Genomic DNA, 18,715 nt, shown 5'->3' with positions numbered 1-18,715 from the left:
CTATTCCTGTAGACAGACCCTCATATGATCCTTAGTACTCTTGCCATTAACATAGATCCAGCCATACGAATTCAGTTGAATCCTTAAAGATTCCTATAAATCCCTAAAAGGCAAGATATAAATTCTTAGAATGACCTCTAAAAGTCATGAAAGCTGTAATCTTGGCTGCCGGAGAAGGACTACGTTGCAGGCCACTCACACTGACACGTTCAAAGGTCATGCTGCCCGTTGCAAATAAACCAATAATAGAGCATGTAATAGACTCACTCGCAAAAAACGGGATAAAGGACCTCATCATTGTAGTAGGCTACGAAAGAGAACGTATAATGGACTATTTTGAAGATGGTATTGATTTTGGAATAAACATAACATACGTCCACCAGAAAGCACAGCTTGGAACAGCACATGCTATAAAGCAGGTTGCAGAACTTATGGAAGAAGAGGACGAAACATTCCTGGTCCTCAACGGCGACAACGTAATAGAGACAAGCACCATCAAAGACCTTCTGGAAAATCACAAAGGAAATGCGACCATATTAACAGCGAGAAAAGAACATACTCGCGGATATGGCGTCATCATTTGCGATGGCAAAAAAGTAAAGAAGATAATTGAAAAACCCACCTTTGAGATCAGCCATGTAGTAAACACAGGCATATACATGTTCGACCAGGAGATTTTTGAAAGGATCGAGCAAACCCCCATATCCCAAATGGGAGAATACGCAATAACAGATACATTGCAACAGATGATCGATGATGGCATCCAGGTAGAACATGTGATAACAGATTCACTATGGCGTGATGCCATCTTTTCATGGGACATATTAAAAGACAATTCAATGGTCCTTGACAGGTACAAAGAACATGAAATAAAAGGTACTGTTGAAGAAGGTGCCATAATTCGCGGAAACGTCAGTATTGGAAACAATACGATAATAAGATCAGGATGCTACATCGTAGGACCTGCCCTTATCGGAGACAATTGTGAGATCGCACCAACCGTTGTGATCCTCCCATCCACCACAATAGGGGACAACGTAACCATAAGCTCATTCACCCACATACAGAACAGCATCATTATGAACAATACACGGATAGGAAACCATTCAAACATAGCCAACTCCGTAATAGGAATGAACAATTTCATTGGACCTTACTTCATCACAGAGGACAAAGAGAATCTCAAGATCGAAATGGAAGAAGAGATACAAACTGCCGATAAACTTGGGACCATCACAGGTGATGACAACATAATAGGCCACCGGGTGCTTGTCAAAGCTGGAGCAATGATATCATCGAACTGCAATATCGATTCAGGAAAGATAATATCCCGGAATTTGCCTGAAAATTCCATTGTGGTCTAAGAGGTATTAAAATGTGCGGAATTATAGGATATGTAGGAACGCGGGATGCTGCCCCCATATTAGTAGAGTCATTGAAAAAACTTGAATACAGAGGTTATGACTCCGCAGGCATAACACTACTAAATGAAAATATAACTACATACAAGACCATAGGCAGAATAAAAGATCTTGAAAAAATACTTAAGGACGACATAAAGGGAAACATCGGCATTGGACACACACGCTGGGCCACACATGGAGTACCAAGTACCGTCAACTCCCACCCACACAACTCAGGTGATATATCCGTAGTCCATAATGGGATCATTGAGAATTACCTGAACATAAAAGAACAATTACAAAAAAAAGGATATAAATTCCTCTCTGAAACTGACACAGAGGTCATTGCACATCTGATGCATTCAAAATTATATGGCAGTGCAAACAATACCGAAAAGACATGCGACCTATTCACTGCACTTCAACAGACATTAAAAGAATTAGAAGGATCATATGCCATCACCACCGTTTGTGGCAGTGAACCTGATACCATGCTGGCAGCCAGAAAAGATAGCCCTCTGATAATAGGTATAGGGGATGGTGAATACTACGCAGCATCTGACGTTACAGCTTTTCTAAGTCACACAAAAAAAGTCGTTTTTGTAGATGATCTGAACCTCGTTAAAATGCAACCAAGTGGAGTTGAATTTTACGACATCGACGGAAATGTGATAGAAAAGGAAACAACTACCATCGAATGGGATATCGAAGCAGCAGAAAAAGCAGGCTATGAGCACTTCATGCTTAAAGAGATACACGAGCAAGCGACTTCTGTGCATGACACGTTCGCAGGAAAGCTGTCCGAACTTGACGGTTCGGTCAATCTGGAAGAATTGAACATATCCGACGAAGAGATCAGGAATATTGACAGGATAGAGATAATTGCCTGCGGAACATCATGGAATGCAGGACTTCTAGGAAAATACTTTTTTGAGAACCTTGCCGGAATACACACTGATGTAGACATCGCCTCAGAGTTCCGATACGGCAATCCGATAATGAGACATAATGTCCTCTCAATTGCTATAACGCAATCCGGTGAAACAGCAGATACCCTTGCAGCCGTCAAAAGCTGCAAAGCTTACGGTTGTAGTTCCATTGCTATTACCAATGTTGTTGGTAGCAGCATAACAAGAGTTGTCGACAGCGTCCTATATACAAGAGCAGGGCCAGAGATAGGGGTTGCCGCCACAAAGACGTTCACAGCCCAGCTTATAGTGCTTTATTTACTTTCCATACGCTTTGCAAGAGCCAGAGGAACCATCAACACAAATGAAGCAAAGGACCTGCTGATAGAACTTAAAAGGATTCCGGGAAAGATACAGAAGATATTGAACCACAAAGCGGAGATCCGTGAATGTGCTGAGATCTTCGCAGAAGAGAGGGATTATTTCTTTGTTGGAAGAAATGTGAACTATCCAGTTGCACTGGAAGGTGCACTAAAGCTCAAAGAAATATCATACATACATGCCGAAGGCTTTGCCGGCGGAGAATTAAAGCACGGACCACTGGCCCTTCTTGATAAGGGAACCCCCGTTGTCGCAATTGCTACAAAGGGGCATGTCTATGACAAGATATTGAGCAACATAAAGGAAGTAAAGGCAAGAGAAGCCATGGTCATTGCCGTAGCAGAAAAAGGTGATACGGAGATAGAGAAATATGTTGACCATGTGCTGCGCATTCCACCGACACATGAGATGCTTGCACCAATACTGTCATCCGTTGTACTGCAATTGCTTGCATATTATACCGCCCTTGCAAGAGACTGCTCTATAGACAAACCGAAGAACCTTGCAAAAAGCGTAACTGTTGAATAAGGAAAAATGGAGCTATCATATGAAATTATTCGGATCATCTGGAATAAGAGGAATTACCAATAAGGAAGTTACAACAGACCTTGCCCTGAAGGTAGGTCTTGCACTCGGTAAAACAAAAAGGAGTGCAGTTGTAGGTCGTGACCCCCGCATTGCAGGAGAAATGATAGAACATGCCATAATTTCCGGGCTTCTTTCAGCAGGCTGTGATGTTGTACGTATCGGAATGGTCAGTACGCCAACCCTTGCATATGCAACAAAGGACTATGATTGTGGAGTAATGATAACTGCATCCCATAATCCCGCAGAATATGTAGGAATAAAGTTATGGAACCCTGATGGAATGGCCTTTGATTCCAGCCAGCAGGAAGAGATAGAGGACTGCATAGAAATAGAAGATTTCGAACCTGTCAGTTGGGACAAAATAGGCAATGTGTCAGAAGATGCGAATGCAATCCGCCAGCACACCAACATGATATTGCAGAATGTCAAAAGGTCATCAAAACGTGTTATCATTGACTGCGGATGCGGTGCAGGTAGCACGATAACTCCATATGTGCTCCGTAAAATGGGCTGTGAGGTCATCACCCTTAATTCCCAACCTGACGGTTACTTCCCGGCACGCAATCCCGAACCCAACGATGCGAACCTTACCCTGCTCAAAACAGCCGTAAAAGAATTCGGTGCAGATATTGGCATTGCCCAGGATGGCGATGCAGACAGGATGATGGCGATCGACGAGAAGGGAGAGTTCATTACCGGCGATGAGATGCTTGCACTTTTTGCCAGACATGAATGCGATGAAGGTGCTAAAATTGTCGTACCCGTGGATACCTCGATGATGGTGGACGATGCCCTGCCCAGCTCAACTGTGATTCGTACAAGGGTCGGAGATGTCTACGTTGCAGAAGAGATCAAAAAATGCAACGCAGATATTGGAGGAGAACCTTCCGGAAGCTGGATCTTCCCGAAGATATCCTATTGTCCGGATGGGATATTCGCTTCTGCAAAGATAATGGAGCTTATAGAGAGCAGAACATTGTCAGAGCTTAAAGAAGAATTACCCCATTATCCAACATATCGCGGCACAGTGAAATGTGACAACGAAAGGAAAGCGCATGTTATGGAAGTTGTCCATTCAAAACTCGATAAATGCGGGAATATATCTGACATCGATGGAATACGCGTGGAAATGGATAACGGATGGGTTCTTGTGAGACCTTCAGGGACAGAACCGAAGATAAGGATCACAGCCGAAGCAAGAGAAGGTGCTGATAGATTGTTCAGCATGGCAGAGAACATTATCAAGGAGGCCCTTAATTGAAAGCTGTCATACTTGCGGCGGGAGAAGGCACCCGAATGCGCCCTTTGACATCATCCATTCCAAAGGTCATGCTTCCTGTCGCCAACAAGCCCATGTTAGAGCATATAGTGGATTCTGCCATCGAAGCAGGAATTGACGGATTCGTTTTTATCACAGGATATCATGAAGAAGTCATCGAGCAATATTTTGGAAATGGCGATAGATGGAATGTTATAATTGACCATGTCCATCAGGAAGAGCAACTTGGCACTGCAAACGCTATCGGATATGCAAAGGGTCATGTCAAAGACAAGTTCATAGTCCTGAATGGCGATGTACTGGTCAGTTCCGACCACATCAGCCACATGATCGAAAGGAAGGAAGATGCAGTAATAACTGTAAAACGTGTGGACAATCCATCGGATTTTGGCGTTATTGAAACTGATGGGAATAAGATCATAAATATTATAGAAAAGCCAGAGTTCCCACCAACAGACCTTGCAAATGCCGGAATCTATCTTTTCAGCGAAACCATCTTCGACCTTATCGAACAAACGACATTGTCACCAAGAGAGGAATACGAGATAACCGATTCCCTCCAGATGCTCATCAACAGTGATGCAGATGTCGGATATGAGATACTGGAAGAAGAGTGGATAGATATCGGAAGGCCTTGGGACATGCTGGATGCGAACGCAGTCCTTTTAAACCGAATGGAACCTACCGTAAAAGGAGTCATTGAACCCAATGCCACCCTTATCGGGGATGTGAGTATTGGCAGAGGAACTCTGATACGCAATGGCGCATACATTATCGGACCGGTGATAATCGGAGATGATTGTGACATAGGACCTAATTGTTTCATACGCCCTTCAACTGCCATTGGAAATGATGTGCATATCGGAAATGCCGTTGAAGTGAAGAACAGCATAATAATGGATGGTACGAATATAGGACACCTCACGTATCTGGGAGACAGTATTATAGGCCGAAAGTGTAATTTCGGTGCCGGAACTAAGGTTGCCAATCTACGCCATGATGGTAAGAACATCAAGGTGAAAATTAAAGGCAAACTAACGGATTCTGGAAGAAGGAAACTTGGGGTCATAATGGGTGATGACGTTCACACAGGAATAAATTCCAGTATCAACGTTGGAACCGTTATGGAAAGTAGAAGCTATACCAGACCCGGAGAGGTCGTTCGATAACGCCGGATCTGTGTTGTTATTTATGTATTTAAGGTTGTACATACGGGTGATCTGATTGATAGAAATGCAAAAAATAAGCGAACTTGCAGAGCAGATAGCAGATATTATAGAAGAATACAGCCATGCACGTGTTATTTCCCATAACGATGCGGACGGAATATCATCTGCTGCTATCATCTGCCAGGCGCTCCTCAGGAAGAACATACCATATCACCTTACGATCGTAAGCCGGCTCGATGACAGTGTTGCCGAAATGGTCAATGAGACAACTAATGAAGGAGATATCGTTATCTTCTGCGACATGGGCAGCGGTCAGCCAGATATCATTGGAAAGGTACTGCACGATACAATTGTCATCGACCACCATAAACCGGTCGGAGATTCACCTGCCAAGGCCATGATAAATCCGCATATGTTCGGCATCGATGGTGCTGTCCACCTATGCGGAGCTACCACTACATACCTAGTAGCAAAGGGGCTTGATCATGAAAATGTAGACCTTGCCGGCATTGCAATTGCAGGCGCAGTTGGGGATAAGCAGCTTTTTGAAACGGCGAACAAGATAATACTGGACGAGGCTGTGGAAGCTGGAGTCGTTTCCATCAAGAAGGGATTGAAAGTAGGCAGTGGTGACATTGCAGAGATACTTGAGAATACACCCGAGCCTTATCTTGACATCACAGGAGATCGTGAAAAGATAGACAGTTTCCTTGACATGCTCGAGATACATGGCGACATCGAATCAATGGACAATGATAAACTGCAAAAGCTGATATCGACCATTGTATTGAAGCTTACAAAAAGAGCAAGTCCTGAAGCTATCGATGCTGCTGTGGGTGACGTTTATGTTCTGAACAATGAAGTTGTGAAGAACGTCTATGATCTTGTTGCCATAATGAACACTTGTGGAAAACAGAAAGTTCCAGGACTGGCACTCTCTCTTTGCATGAGAGACGATTCCACCCTTGACGAAGCAAAGGAAATGACCATCCAGAGCCAGAAAGCAATTGTCAATGATATAATTAAAGCTGAAGGACTATTGCAAAAGGGGAAGAGTATCTATTATCTGATAGGTGATGACCTCGAGTCCACAGGGATGATAGCAAGCACTGTCATACGATACATCCATCCCGATATGCCTTTTGTTGCCATTAACAAGGTGGAAGGTAAAGTGAAGATATCATCAAGAGGGACAAGAGAACTTGTTAGCAAAGGGCTTGACCTTGCATATGCCATGCGAACAGCGGCTGATGCGGTTGGCGGACAAGGTGGCGGACACAATATCGCATCCGGAGCTTCTGTAGAACCGGAAAAGATAGAGAAGTTCATTGCTCTTGTGGATGACATCGTTGCTGAACAGCTTTCCTGATGTGAGAACATGAAAATATCCACCACTCTTGAGTTTATCAGTACTGATGCACCCAGCATCGCTGAAAAGGTCGCCCTTTCATTGAAACCGGACAATCTCTCGAACATGGGAACTGAGATCGGAGAGGGAAAAGCTGTTATTACGATCAGGACCGAGAAGATATCATCCCTGATAGCAACTGTTGATGATCTCTTGATGAACGCAAAGATAGCTGAAGATGTGATATGTGAGATAGAGGACAAAGAATGAAAAACGAATGGACAACATTAGAGGATGTGGAGAAGGACATCCTTGATTGTACAGCATGCCCTCTTTCTGAAACGGTCATTAACAAGGTCGTACGCAAAGGTTCGGATGAGCCGAAAGTGCTTTTCATAGGTGAAGCACCAGGGAAGAACGAAGACGAAACAGGCGTGCCTTTCTGTGGTCGTGCAGGGAAGATACTGGATGAGCTTATTGAATATATGGGACTTGAAAGTTCTGACTGGGCTGTCATCAATACTATCAAGTGCAGGCCACCAAATAACCGCAATCCCAACAAAAAGGAGCTGGATTGCTGTAAACCTTTCCTGACCAGACAGATCCAACTGCTTGACCCGAACCTTATAGTCCTGCTTGGGAACACTGCAGAGAAAGCATTTTGCAGTGGCCATAAGATGGACTGGGGAGCTGTTGAGATGCTTGAAGGCAAGAATGTACTGAAGATATTCCATCCGGCAGCATTGATCTATACAAGGTCAAGGACAGAAGACCAGCATAGATTCCTTGATGAGAATCGCCATCTCTGGGAAAATGAATGATCATATTCATTCCAGTATCCACCTGCTTTTGTTGGAAAAATTATTAAATCTAAAGCCTATTTCATAACTGTTCGTTAGCGATCAGATCCAATTAATTAGACCACTATTTACTAATTATCAGAAATAGTATGAGTGGTCCATCTTATCACGGTCAGTTTCAAGAGGAAAAATGTATGGAACTTAAATTCAATCTTAAAGGAGCATTCAAAACCAGTGCCGACCCAACCGGTGCAAAGGAAGTTATTGCCCAGTATTTTGATGAGGCAAACAATACCATCCTTAAAAAAGGAGCACCTGAAGGACAGGGAGCGAAGATAACACAATGGGATATTGTGGACGGAAGTATCGAGCTCACCATTGAATCCGGAAGGTATGTCAGGGCACACGATGCAATAATGCGCCTGAAAAAGCCACTTGCTGCCAAGCTTGGAAAGGATTTCCGTATCGGCATTCGCGGTGTCGATGTCAAGGAGTTTACTATAACAATGCCATCGGAAGGGGAAATTGGCAATATGAACATCCCTCACGTGAGCAATATCTCAAAAGTCGAGGGTGGCCTTATTCTTGAGCTGGATGTTGGAGAATCCGAGCTTGAGAGACGTATTCCTGACAGGATACTTACCCTTATGGAAGAGAAGGTCAGGGCAAAGGATTATGGCGGCAAAGCGGAACACTGGCAGATCCTCTGGGAAAGTGACAAGAAGGAACACACGTTCGCCGGAGACCCTACTCAGGAAATGATGAAACATGGATGGATCAAGCGGGGTGCAAGCCGTGGTCAATGGATACACGGCCCGCAGTCCACAAAGATGTTCAGGACATTTGAGAAGATAGTCTATGATGAGCTTCTTGAACCTCTTGGATACAGAGAAATGATCTTCCCGAAACTTGTTCCATGGGAGGTCTGGCAGAAATCCGGTCATGCAAAGGGTGTCTACCCTGAGATATACTATGTATGCCCCCCAAAGACAAGGGACCCTGCATACTGGGAAGAGGTATCCGACCATTACAAGGTCACACATGAAGTGCCTACCGAGCTTATCAAATCAAAGATCGGTGACCCCATCGGTGGCCTGTGTTATGCACAGTGCCCACCTTTCTGGATGTATCTGCAGGGAGAGACCATACCTACCGAGGAGTTCCCAATAAAGGTCTTTGACAAGTCCGGAACATCACACCGCTATGAGAGTGGCGGAATTCACGGCATGGAACGTGTGGACGAGTTCCACCGTGTAGAGATAGTATGGCTCGGTACCAAGGAGCAGGTCATTGAGACAGCCAAGAAGCTGCATGAGAGATACATGCACATATTCAATGAGATACTTGACCTCGAATGGAGAAAGGCCTGGGTAACCCCATGGTTCATGGCACAGGAAGGGCTTACAGGGCTTTCTGAGCAGGGTGAGGCAGGTACCACCGACTATGAGGCACCAATGCCATACAGAGGAGATGACGGGGAATGGCTGGAGTTCCAGAACGTCAGTATCAATGGCAATAAGTATCCATCAGGTTTCAATGTGAAATCCCAGACCGGTGAAGAACTGTGGTCTGGTTGTTCAGGTGTAGGACTTGAACGCTGGGCATCTGCGTTCTTTGCACAGAAGGGACTAGACCCCGTAAACTGGCCAGAGGAGTTCAGAAAAAGGGTAGGAGAGGTACCAAAGGGAATTCGCTTCCTGTGATATCCCTTTCATGTACCGATTTATTTATATATAGACGCCTACAGTATAGGCACGCTATTAATTAACCTATCAAACGGGAATTTTACCGGTCAGAATCACGAACATCATATCTTCGTTCGATCAAGGAATTGGTCGAACACATCAATAATAATCACACAGGAGGAATTACTTGGCTAAAAAGAGAGTACAAAGGAAATTAGATAAGTGGAAATTAAAACAGTGGTATAACATCGTAGCACCAAAGTTCATTGGTAGCAACCACATCGGTTTAACTCCAACTGACGATCCGGAAAGTCTTATTGGTCGTATTGTAGAAACCACCGTTGGCGAACTTACCAACGATTTCTCAAAACACAACATAAAACTTAAGTTAGAGATCGACAACGTCACAGGCGATGTTGCAAATACAAGGTTCATCGGTCACGAGATCACAACCGACTACCTCCGTTCCATTGTAAAACGCCAGACATCCAGGATCGACACTAACCTTAATGTCAAGACAAAGGATGGCTACAAGATCAGGGTTAAACCTATCTGCTTCACTGTAAAGAGAGCAAGGACAAGCCAGATCAAGGCACTCAGGGACATCATGACCGAAACAACAGCAAAGCGCGCATCTGAACTCGACTTCGAGCAGTTTGTCGAAGAGGCTATTGTCGGTAAACTTTCCGCAAACATATACAGGAAAGCAAAGTCCATTTATCCACTCAGAAGAGTAGAGATCAGGAAGACCGAAGTTCAGGTAGTTCCTCCACATCGCATGGCAGTCGCATCTATTACACCTGTTGAACCAGTTGTAACTGAAGCACCTGTTGAAGAAGTTGTAGTTGAAACACCTGTTGAAGAAGTTGTAGCTGAAACACCTGTTGAAGAAGTTGTAGCTGAAACACCTGTTGAAGAAGTTGCACCTGAAAAACCTACTGAAGAGTGATCTTCAAAATATATATGGTGGCCTTTCGGTCACCGCTTTAACCTTTTTTGACTTCTTATAAGTTATTTCAATTCGGACACATCAGATCAATAGAATGATGATCCAGAAAATGCATCCGAAAACTGCTGTAGCATAAGCTTTTTTCAGGAAAGAGAATAACATTTGACGCCCTTCCAGCTTTTCCATAATAACATTCTGGAATTTCACAATTGAAATGATAGCTGAGAATATTACAAGCTTTATCCCAATTGTAAAAGTCATTGATCCTGTAACCATTTCCAAACCTAAGAGCTGCTGCTCAAAATGTGACCCGAAAATAGAAACAAAAAGAAGGAACCAGCCAATAATACCAAAAATGAATGCAGCGACCCTAAGCTTTACACCATAATACCTTTTCCACTTACCCCAATCCATACTACCACTCAAAATTAAAAAGCAAGAGACCGGAAAGACCGGTCTCGTTCATACACTTTGAACTTACTTGTGGGTGAAATAAGCGACAACGCCATCATCCACAGAATCGATACGGCAGAAGCCAAATCTTTCGAACTGAACAACATTGTCAAGTTCATCCACGATCTGCTTTTCACCTATACCGATAAATTCACCTTGTGGAGCAAGTACTTTCACAGGAATACCATCTTCAGGCACCCAGTGGATTATACGCATCTTGTTGCTCTTTGCATCTTCCATTGAATCACCGATACATTTACATTTCAACGGTGATACAGAAGTGATCTCGATATTATACAGGTCTTTCATACGCAACATATCGCCCACTTCAGCAGACTCGATATCGCTCTTGCATACCAGCAACTTTGAACCGATATCAATGCAACGCACTCCCCTATCCTCAGAAGGATGAAGGGATGGATTCACAGTGCAACATACCGCATCCTCGACATCAAGCTCCACAGGGTCCCACACAAAGAAGTACCTGTTAGCAATAGTGTCGATGATCTTCCTGTTCTCCGCATAGAGAGTGTCCATGCTGAGACTGACATCAGTTTCACCAACGCCCATATCGATCATGAACTTACGGATAGCTTCAGGCTTGATACCCCTTCTTCTGAGAGCACGAAGCGTAGGCAACCTTGGATCATCCCAACCGGAGTATTCGCCATCCTCGATGGACTGGCGCAAACCACTTGTGCTGAACTTACCGAACTCATGCATTTTCACACGGCCCCAATGAGTTGTCTTCGGATATTCCCAGCCCAGATAATTATAGATATAGCCCTGACGTTTTTCACTGTCCATCAGGTCCTTACCACGGATAATATGGGTCATACCAAGCACATGGTCCTCGATTGCACCCTCGAAATCAAGCAATGGCCATACGACATATTTATCGTCAACTTCAGGCCGGGGATGAGCTGTCTTTACTATCCTGAAAGCACCAAAATCACGTATTGCAGGGTCTTTATGTTCGATATCGGTCTTTATCCTCACGACCGCAGCCTTCTCCTCATATTCGCCTGCAAGCATCTTGTCCCAGTGCTCAAGATTCACTTCCGGTGCATGGTCCCTATGAGGACATGGCTCCTTAGCATCCTTGAACTTCTTGAAGTCACCTCCTTCACAGAAACACACATAAGCGTGTCCCATCTCGAGGAGCTGTCTCGCATAGTCATAATAGACCTCCATATTGTCAGAAGCGATGACCACCTCATCCGGTTTTGCATCAAGCCACTCGCAATCCTCGAGGTACCAGTCATATGCTTCAAGCATAGGACGCTTGGTCTGAGGATCTGTGTCATCAAATCTAATGATGAACTTGCCACCATACCTCTTGACATATTCCGAGTTCACAACGATACCACGGGTACTACCAAGAGTTGGCGGTCCATTCGGATTCGGTGCAAACCGCATTACAACGCTCTCGCCTTCCTTGACATCCAGAGGCTTAAGCCCTTTATCAGGCTCCTTTTTCGTGTTCAGCTCCTCAATAAGTTCAGGCGCTATCACTTCAAGTCTTGCCTGCCATTCTTCAGGCCCCTCTTTCATGACCTCATCAAGGACATGCTGAATAACAGGACCAACCTCTTTTGAAAGAGGACGAAGATGAGGACATGAACCCATGACCTTTCCCATAACAGCTCCAAGTTGAGGTGCTTTTCCATATTTAACAGCGTTTTGAAGCGCAAATTTCTCGATAGTAATCTTATCTTCATCACTTAAGGTCATCTAAATACCCTCATAGGATCAAATGAATTATTGAACATAATAAATTATAATTAAAAGCAAAGATCGATCAGAACTTAAACCCGATCTGCCTTATCTGTGTTAGCTTCTCCAGTATATTACCTATATTATCCTCGAACTTCCCAATGAAATCTTCTGCAAGATCTCCGGCAGTAGCACCATGAGATGATGGCTTTATGAGATGTTCCTGTTCAAGGACACGCAAAGAATATCTGACCTTATGCGTAGGCATCCCTGTCTCTTCAGCAAGTTTTAATATACCGATAGGCCCCTTCTCAATGACCTTTTTAAGAACAAGCAAATGTCGTTCAGTAAGCTCAAGTTCTCTGTTGATCTGGTCAAATAGCATTATATTACCTCATTCACCAAAGTGCCTATACCTTCGATCTCGACTTCAACAACATCCCCGCGCAGCAGTTCCCCCACACCAGGTGGAGTACCGGTAGAAATAACGTCACCTATCTCTAATGTCATTATATCCGATATAAACTCTATCAGATGCGGTATGTCAAATATGAGGTTCGAAGTACTGGAATCCTGTCGTACTTCGCCATTCACCCTGCATTTAATAGAAACATCACTGGGATCGAAGTCCTCTTCCGGAACAATGAACGGACCCAGAGGAGCAAAAGTATCAAAGCTCTTTGCACGTGTCCACTGCCCATCTTTCTGCTGCAGGTCCCGAGCAGTCACATCATTAAAGCATGTATACCCCACAATGACATCACTTGCATCCTCGTGATCGATGTTCCTGCACCTCTTCCCAATAACGACTGCAAGCTCCGCTTCATAATCCACACGCTGACTCATTGCAGGATATACTATTTTATCGCCAGACCCTATGACCGAAGAAGGTGGCTTCATGAATATGACAGGCTCGGTAGGAACATCCATGCCAAGTTCGATAGCATGGTCAATATAGTTCAGACCAATGCAGACTATCTTAGAAGGTTTAGCAGGTGGAAGCAAAGCAAGCTCGGACATCTCAAAAGTTCCGCCATCGTGAGATAGGGAAGTCACAAGATTCCCATCACTGCTCAGTTCACCGTAGAAAATATACTCATCGTGTTTAAATCGACCCATCATAATTGCACATTCTCTGTTCTAATTGTACTAAAGAACAGAATTGTAGTATAAAATATTTATCAGCCAATGCCTTACAAAAATATTATGATCCGCTGCCAGCTATTCAAAAAAGATCAGAGATTTAAGCCGCAGGTCCTTCCCGCGACATTTCAAGGTCCTCCTCATGTGACTGTTCAATATCTTTCTTATATACGATCGTCCTGTAAGGGAACGGGATTTCAATACCTTCAGCATCAAACCTCTTTTTGATGGATTCCCGAAGATCACAACCCGTAGTAAAGCCCACCGAACGGTCCTTTATCCATACATAAAGCCTGAGATTTACTGCAAAATCTCCCAGTTCGGTCAAAAGAACAGAGATCTCATCACCCTTTTTTTCATGAGAGTTATGTTTTTGGAGATCAGCATATGACATTACATTTTTGTGTTTACGGCCCTCCTCGATCATGATACTTCTTGCAAGATCAATATTGGAATCATAACTAATACCAATATCAACGGTCCAGTTGACCGTTGGATCATCGATGGACCAGTTGATGATGGCTTCATCACTGATCACGTGATTGGGGATGTTCAAACGCCTGTTATCCCAGGTCCTGATCTTAGTGTAACCAAGAGTTATGTCAGTGACCCTCCCATATTCACCATGAATTGTTAACAGGTCACCCACACGGAAAGGTCTGAAAGTCGCAAGCGCGATACCTGCAATGATGTTCGAAAGGGTGTTCTGAGCAGCCATACCAACGACAATACCCGCAAATCCGGCACCTGCAAAAAGAGCAATCGAAATATCACGAAGTCCGGGGATGGAGAAGACGATAACAATAATGCCAAAAAAATACACAAGTCCCACTATGATACGCCTGACAAGCCCATAGGTCGTTTCATCGATCTTCATCTTTTTACTGGCGAACTGAAAATATGCTTTTAAGAGCCTATCTACCATTTTCGCTGAAACGAAAGTTAATATGACTATTAAAAAAACGAATAATATAGTAGCAATATCCCACGAGATCCACGAAGGGACAATGTCCATAACTTCCATAACCAATTATTAATGCAGAACTAATATAGATATTTAGTCATTCAAGAATATGCAATTATATCAGACCATAAAGATAAACAAGACTGAAAAGCACAGTTACACCCAGAATAAGCACACTGATGGTGAATACAATGAACACCCTCTGTAACCTCGCTTCGTCTTCTGTCAGTGGACGAATGTTCTTTACATGTTTTTTCTCAAGCACGTAACCTATCACAGTACCAAAGCCTATCCCAAGTGCAGGACCAATAGCAATACCTATCGCGACATTTCCGAGATATATTCCGATAGCAATACCTAAAGGCATCCCAAGCAAAAGACCAAAAGCTATACCCATGCCAAACCAATAGCCTTTCGGATACATACCACCATTTGCTGTGTCAGCTACTCGTTTCTTTACAACATTAGCTAAGAAGATACTAAGTACACATAGAACAAAAGCAAGGAATACCGCGGCTAGAACAAGGCTCATATGTAAAGGATTATGAGAACTTTATTTAAATATTTGCAGTAAACGGGATCCAACAATGTAACAAACGTCATCAGAAGTTGCACATTCAATAAAAGGACACGGATTCAGATATCCACATAGACCTTACCGCCTTCAACTTTTGTAGCATAAGATTTCTGGTCATTACATTTCCCGGAAAATGCCTGCACAAAAAAACCCGCTTTTTTTTTGATCTTACCCGATGTCACATCATATTCGCACTTGTGACGAGGACATATCACGATATTATCCTTAAGCTTACCATCCACAAGTTTACCACCCATGTGATTACAGATAGCATCGATGGCATAGAACTTGCCACCAAGATTTACTACCAGTATCTTATTGTCACCTGGATCGAAACTGCGCATTTCCCCATCCGGCACATCATCTGAACTGCATAGCTTTGCATATCCGGTCATTTAAACTACTCCATATGGTATTGGACACGTTTGCATAAAAATATTAGTGTTACATAGGTTCCAATCGAAATAGGACATTCAAATGAAATTAATATAAAACCCAAGAGTTACAACCGAAATTATTTAAGTGTGTATTAATAACTTTTATATGGGAGCTTTTGTAAGGAGGTTGTGGAATTGAAACAAAAAATTAACCGTTCTGAAGAAGAATGGAAAAAATTACTTACACCTGAACAGTATGCCATCCTCAGGGAAAAGAATACCGAAATACCATTTACAGGCGAGCTGTTACGCAACGATAAACCCGGCGTATACAGCTGTGCAGCTTGTGGCCAGGAGATCTTCAGTTCAAAGAATAAATTTGACTCCAGTTCAGGTTGGCCAAGTTTCTATGAAGTGCTCTCCAGTGATAGTGTGGAGCTGGTTATCGACGATAGCTATTTTATGAAAAGGATCGAGATACAATGTTCAAACTGTGGAAGCCATCTCGGACACGTTTTCGATGACGGACCTCAACCTACCGGAAAAAGATATTGTATAAATTCGGCATCATTGGGTTTTACAGAAGGCTCAGAGAAGGAAAAGGAAGAAAAGAACGATAAATGAGAGGGATCGAAAATGGAAAGAGCAACATTTGCAGCAGGATGTTTTTGGGGTGTTGAAGCTGCGTTCAACAAAGTCGAAGGTGTGACCTCAACAAAAGTGGGATACACCGGAGGCACATTGAAAGAACCAAGTTATAATGATGTTTCCACGGGACAGACCGGGCATGCTGAATCCGTAGATATCGTTTTTGATGAATCTATCATCACATACGAGGAACTTTTAGAGATATTCTGGAGCACACACGACTCTACGACAAAGGACAGTCAGGGACCTGATCATGGTTCACAGTACAGATCTGCCATATTTTACCATAACGATGCTCAAAGGGAAGCTGCACTCCGATCCAGGGAACAGCAGGAGCGTTCAGGAAAGTATGATAGTGGCATTAAGACAGAGATAGTAGAAGCATCTGAATTCTACCCTGCAGAAGACTATCATCAGAAGTATTTCCAGAAACTTCAGTTCAAACGATGATACCAAAAATAAGAGGAAAATAAAGAAAAGCAAGATAAATAAGGGAGTTTACCGGTAATTCCGGTATCCCCCCATTCAAAAGAGGCTGCTATAAGATGAAACCCTCATGAGGACCATAAGTGCAATGGACCCGGCCAGTGTAGCAAAGAACAATCCGTTGCCATCAATGTTTAAGCCGCTGGTTCTCCATTCAAAAAGCTTCTCTTCTTCTTCCATCATCGAACCTGTGTAATATGTGTCCATATATGTATTCCTCCTTGTTGGTGCAGTGCAATTTATCATGATTAATGATTGCACATATACATAACGATTAATCATTTATAAGTGTTTCGTCGAATGCTTCCAAAGAGGAATGGGAACACAAAAGAGCACTAATATATGTATAAATTCACACAAGCCTTTAATGAAGCCATAAGAAAAGGATTGGAGATCAGGAACAGTTGAGAGTGTTATATGGGAAGAAGCAGAACACAAAAAAGAAAAGCGATATCATAAGATATCATGAGAAATCAAATAGACACCAATTCCCATCAGCAAGGACAAAGTCCAGCATACCGCTACAATATCCATATGGACCTTCTTTTTGAACCTCCATCTGTTGGTCACAAAAAGAATTATGAAGATCAGAACTATTGAGCCGAGAAGCCGGTGCAAACCAAGTATGATCCCATATTCGGGCAACCTAAAGCCCAGACTGATAGAATAGAACATATACAATATCGTAGGTACCATAACATATACCGCAAGGGAAGACGCCCTCCCATGCTCTGCAAGACCCACTTTTTTAAGATTGATAGCATACAGAAGCATTACAAAAGCTATCACTTGAAGAGTAAGTGATAGGTCAGCAAGGACCGAGATTACAGATATCAATAGATTACCCCCAATTATTTATTATATATTAGATGGGAGTAGAAATTATTTAGCTGTTGCTACAGGTAACTGCTTTTAAGACCTATATCCATCTGCCATGATCAATATATGAAAATAGTCATAAGTAGATTCCTAGTGTATCATGCCAGCTTATCACTGAGATTTAATCCCAGAACACCGACCATGATAATGAATATGGAAACCATCTTTATGGCTGTTGCAGGCTCTTTGAAATAATATATCCCGATCAAGGTCATGGATGCAGTTCCCACTCCTGACCAGATGGCATAGGCAAGGCTTACATCAATGTTCTTCAAAGCAAATGGGAAAATACTAAAACTTACTCCATAGAACACGAATATCATCAGAGATGCCGGAATGTTCGAATAACCATCGGATATTTTCATGCAAACGGTACCGCATATCTCAAAAAAGATAGATATTGCCAGAAGTGAATAGCTCATATTAATTCCCCGGATCACAAGATATGTCTGATATTTATGGAAGCTATTTACAGATAAACATAATGACCATGAAAAGAGATAATGTTCTACATGAGCAACGATAAATGAATGCTATGGAATCACCATAAATAGTTAGCTCTCAATAAATGATACACATAAGGAGATAATAAAAATGCCAGAAGACCCACTTCAGATAATAGCAGATAACGACCCGGAATTCGTCAAACTTTTGGATGATACCCTTCATAACGCATTCCCGGAAAATGGAATACCTTACAAATACAAGCTCCTGATGGCATTGTCCCTTGATGCATCAAAAGGTACTGTTAATGGAGTGCGCTCTCTTGCATTGCAAGCATTGGATGCAGGTGCTACAAAGGAAGAGATCATGCAGACCATCAGGATCACACAGTACATCTGCGGGATCGGCAGTGTTTACGTAGCTGCTAATGCCCTTAAGGATGTTCTCTAAATTATCACAAATATCTGCACATAAGTTGTCCAGAAATTTATAAATACAGAGCTTTACAAAGTTAAAGA

At 42.9% G+C, this 18,715-nt stretch carries 21 protein-coding genes and 1 pseudogene; 12 read left to right on the top strand and 10 right to left on the bottom strand.

Annotation, left to right across the window (positions count from 1 at the left end):
• Positions 1-146: 146 nt before the first annotated feature.
• From glmU (PBV53_RS01320) to PBV53_RS01280, 9 genes and pseudogenes are all read left to right on the top strand, one after another.
• On the top strand, positions 147-1,364 hold the full coding sequence (gene glmU / locus PBV53_RS01320; RefSeq protein WP_270095386.1) for a bifunctional sugar-1-phosphate nucleotidylyltransferase/acetyltransferase: 1,218 nt from the start codon (positions 147-149) through the stop codon (positions 1,362-1,364).
• A gap of 11 nt (positions 1,365-1,375) precedes the next feature.
• Positions 1,376-3,220 (top strand): glutamine--fructose-6-phosphate transaminase (isomerizing), encoded by a 1,845-nt coding sequence (gene glmS, locus PBV53_RS01315; RefSeq protein ID WP_270095385.1) that lies wholly within the window; start codon positions 1,376-1,378, stop codon positions 3,218-3,220.
• Between the two features lie 19 nt (positions 3,221-3,239).
• Positions 3,240-4,541 (top strand): phosphoglucosamine mutase, encoded by a 1,302-nt coding sequence (gene glmM, locus PBV53_RS01310; RefSeq protein WP_270095384.1) that lies wholly within the window; start codon positions 3,240-3,242, stop codon positions 4,539-4,541.
• A complete protein-coding gene (gene glmU / locus PBV53_RS01305) occupies positions 4,538-5,728 on the top strand; it encodes a bifunctional sugar-1-phosphate nucleotidylyltransferase/acetyltransferase (protein ID WP_270095383.1) in 1,191 nt (396 codons plus the stop codon). The genes glmM and glmU (PBV53_RS01305) overlap by 4 nt, the downstream gene beginning before the upstream one ends.
• 55 nt (positions 5,729-5,783) lie before the next feature.
• Entirely contained in the window at positions 5,784-7,097 is a 1,314-nt protein-coding gene (gene recJ, locus PBV53_RS01300; protein ID WP_270095382.1) for a RecJ family nuclease, read from the top strand.
• Between the two features lie 9 nt (positions 7,098-7,106).
• Positions 7,107-7,346, top strand: coding sequence for a KEOPS complex subunit Pcc1 (locus PBV53_RS01295; RefSeq protein WP_270095381.1), 240 nt, complete (start codon positions 7,107-7,109; stop codon positions 7,344-7,346).
• Positions 7,343-7,897: a uracil-DNA glycosylase gene (locus tag PBV53_RS01290; RefSeq protein ID WP_270095380.1), complete on the top strand. Its 555-nt coding sequence runs from the start codon at positions 7,343-7,345 to the stop codon at positions 7,895-7,897. The genes PBV53_RS01295 and PBV53_RS01290 overlap by 4 nt, the downstream gene beginning before the upstream one ends.
• Before the next feature lie 173 nt (positions 7,898-8,070).
• Positions 8,071-9,579 carry a serine--tRNA ligase gene (locus PBV53_RS01285; RefSeq protein ID WP_270095379.1) on the top strand — a complete coding sequence of 503 codons (1,509 nt, stop codon included), beginning with the start codon at positions 8,071-8,073 and terminating at the stop codon, positions 9,577-9,579.
• Positions 9,580-9,748: 169 nt separating this feature from the next.
• Positions 9,749-10,351 (top strand): annotated as a pseudogene (locus PBV53_RS01280) (30S ribosomal protein S3ae); the annotation flags it as partial.
• 240 nt (positions 10,352-10,591) lie between these two features.
• On the opposite strand, the gene PBV53_RS01275 reads toward PBV53_RS01280, so the two are convergent.
• From PBV53_RS01275 to PBV53_RS01245, 7 genes are all read right to left on the bottom strand, one after another.
• Positions 10,592-10,924, bottom strand: a complete 333-nt coding sequence (locus tag PBV53_RS01275; RefSeq protein WP_270095377.1) for a hypothetical protein — start codon at positions 10,922-10,924, stop codon at positions 10,592-10,594.
• 63 nt (positions 10,925-10,987) lie between these two features.
• Complete coding sequence (locus PBV53_RS01270) at positions 10,988-12,697, bottom strand: glutamate--tRNA ligase (protein WP_270095376.1); 1,710 nt, start codon at positions 12,695-12,697, stop codon at positions 10,988-10,990.
• Positions 12,698-12,764: 67 nt separating this feature from the next.
• Entirely contained in the window at positions 12,765-13,064 is a 300-nt protein-coding gene (locus PBV53_RS01265; RefSeq protein WP_250868443.1) for a hypothetical protein, read from the bottom strand.
• Positions 13,064-13,801, bottom strand: a complete 738-nt coding sequence (locus tag PBV53_RS01260; RefSeq protein WP_270095375.1) for a fumarylacetoacetate hydrolase family protein — start codon at positions 13,799-13,801, stop codon at positions 13,064-13,066. The genes PBV53_RS01265 and PBV53_RS01260 overlap by 1 nt, the downstream gene beginning before the upstream one ends.
• Positions 13,802-13,922: 121 nt before the next feature.
• A complete protein-coding gene (locus PBV53_RS01255) occupies positions 13,923-14,846 on the bottom strand; it encodes a mechanosensitive ion channel family protein (protein ID WP_270095374.1) in 924 nt (307 codons plus the stop codon).
• A 55-nt stretch (positions 14,847-14,901) separates the two neighbouring features.
• Positions 14,902-15,318: a hypothetical protein gene (locus PBV53_RS01250; RefSeq protein WP_270095373.1), complete on the bottom strand. Its 417-nt coding sequence runs from the start codon at positions 15,316-15,318 to the stop codon at positions 14,902-14,904.
• Between the two features lie 104 nt (positions 15,319-15,422).
• Positions 15,423-15,758 carry a Rieske (2Fe-2S) protein gene (locus PBV53_RS01245; RefSeq protein ID WP_270095372.1) on the bottom strand — a complete coding sequence of 112 codons (336 nt, stop codon included), beginning with the start codon at positions 15,756-15,758 and terminating at the stop codon, positions 15,423-15,425.
• Between the two features lie 177 nt (positions 15,759-15,935).
• Here PBV53_RS01245 and msrB point away from each other — a divergent pair, with 177 nt between their 5' ends.
• On the top strand, positions 15,936-16,364 hold the full coding sequence (gene msrB / locus PBV53_RS01240; protein WP_270095371.1) for a peptide-methionine (R)-S-oxide reductase MsrB: 429 nt from the start codon (positions 15,936-15,938) through the stop codon (positions 16,362-16,364).
• A 12-nt stretch (positions 16,365-16,376) separates the two neighbouring features.
• Positions 16,377-16,838, top strand: coding sequence for a peptide-methionine (S)-S-oxide reductase MsrA (msrA, locus tag PBV53_RS01235; RefSeq protein ID WP_270095370.1), 462 nt, complete (start codon positions 16,377-16,379; stop codon positions 16,836-16,838).
• Positions 16,839-16,913: 75 nt separating this feature from the next.
• On the opposite strand, the gene PBV53_RS01230 is transcribed toward msrA, so the two are convergent.
• The 3 genes from PBV53_RS01230 to PBV53_RS01220 form a co-directional block, all read right to left on the bottom strand.
• Positions 16,914-17,081, bottom strand: a complete 168-nt coding sequence (locus PBV53_RS01230) for a hypothetical protein (protein WP_172368414.1) — start codon at positions 17,079-17,081, stop codon at positions 16,914-16,916.
• A 246-nt stretch (positions 17,082-17,327) separates the two neighbouring features.
• Entirely contained in the window at positions 17,328-17,711 is a 384-nt protein-coding gene (locus PBV53_RS01225) for a hypothetical protein (RefSeq protein ID WP_270095369.1), read from the bottom strand.
• Between the two features lie 140 nt (positions 17,712-17,851).
• Positions 17,852-18,175, bottom strand: a complete 324-nt coding sequence (locus PBV53_RS01220; RefSeq protein ID WP_270095368.1) for a DMT family transporter — start codon at positions 18,173-18,175, stop codon at positions 17,852-17,854.
• Between the two features lie 172 nt (positions 18,176-18,347).
• Between PBV53_RS01220 and PBV53_RS01215 the strand changes: the two genes are divergently transcribed.
• Positions 18,348-18,647, top strand: a complete 300-nt coding sequence (locus tag PBV53_RS01215; protein ID WP_270095367.1) for a carboxymuconolactone decarboxylase family protein — start codon at positions 18,348-18,350, stop codon at positions 18,645-18,647.
• Positions 18,648-18,715: the final 68 nt, after the last annotated feature.

Source organism: Methanococcoides alaskense (assembly GCF_027594145.1).
GTDB lineage: Archaea > Halobacteriota > Methanosarcinia > Methanosarcinales > Methanosarcinaceae > Methanococcoides > Methanococcoides alaskense.
The sequence above is the reverse complement of the archived record's forward strand: the minus strand, read 5'-3'. Positions and strand labels throughout refer to the sequence as shown.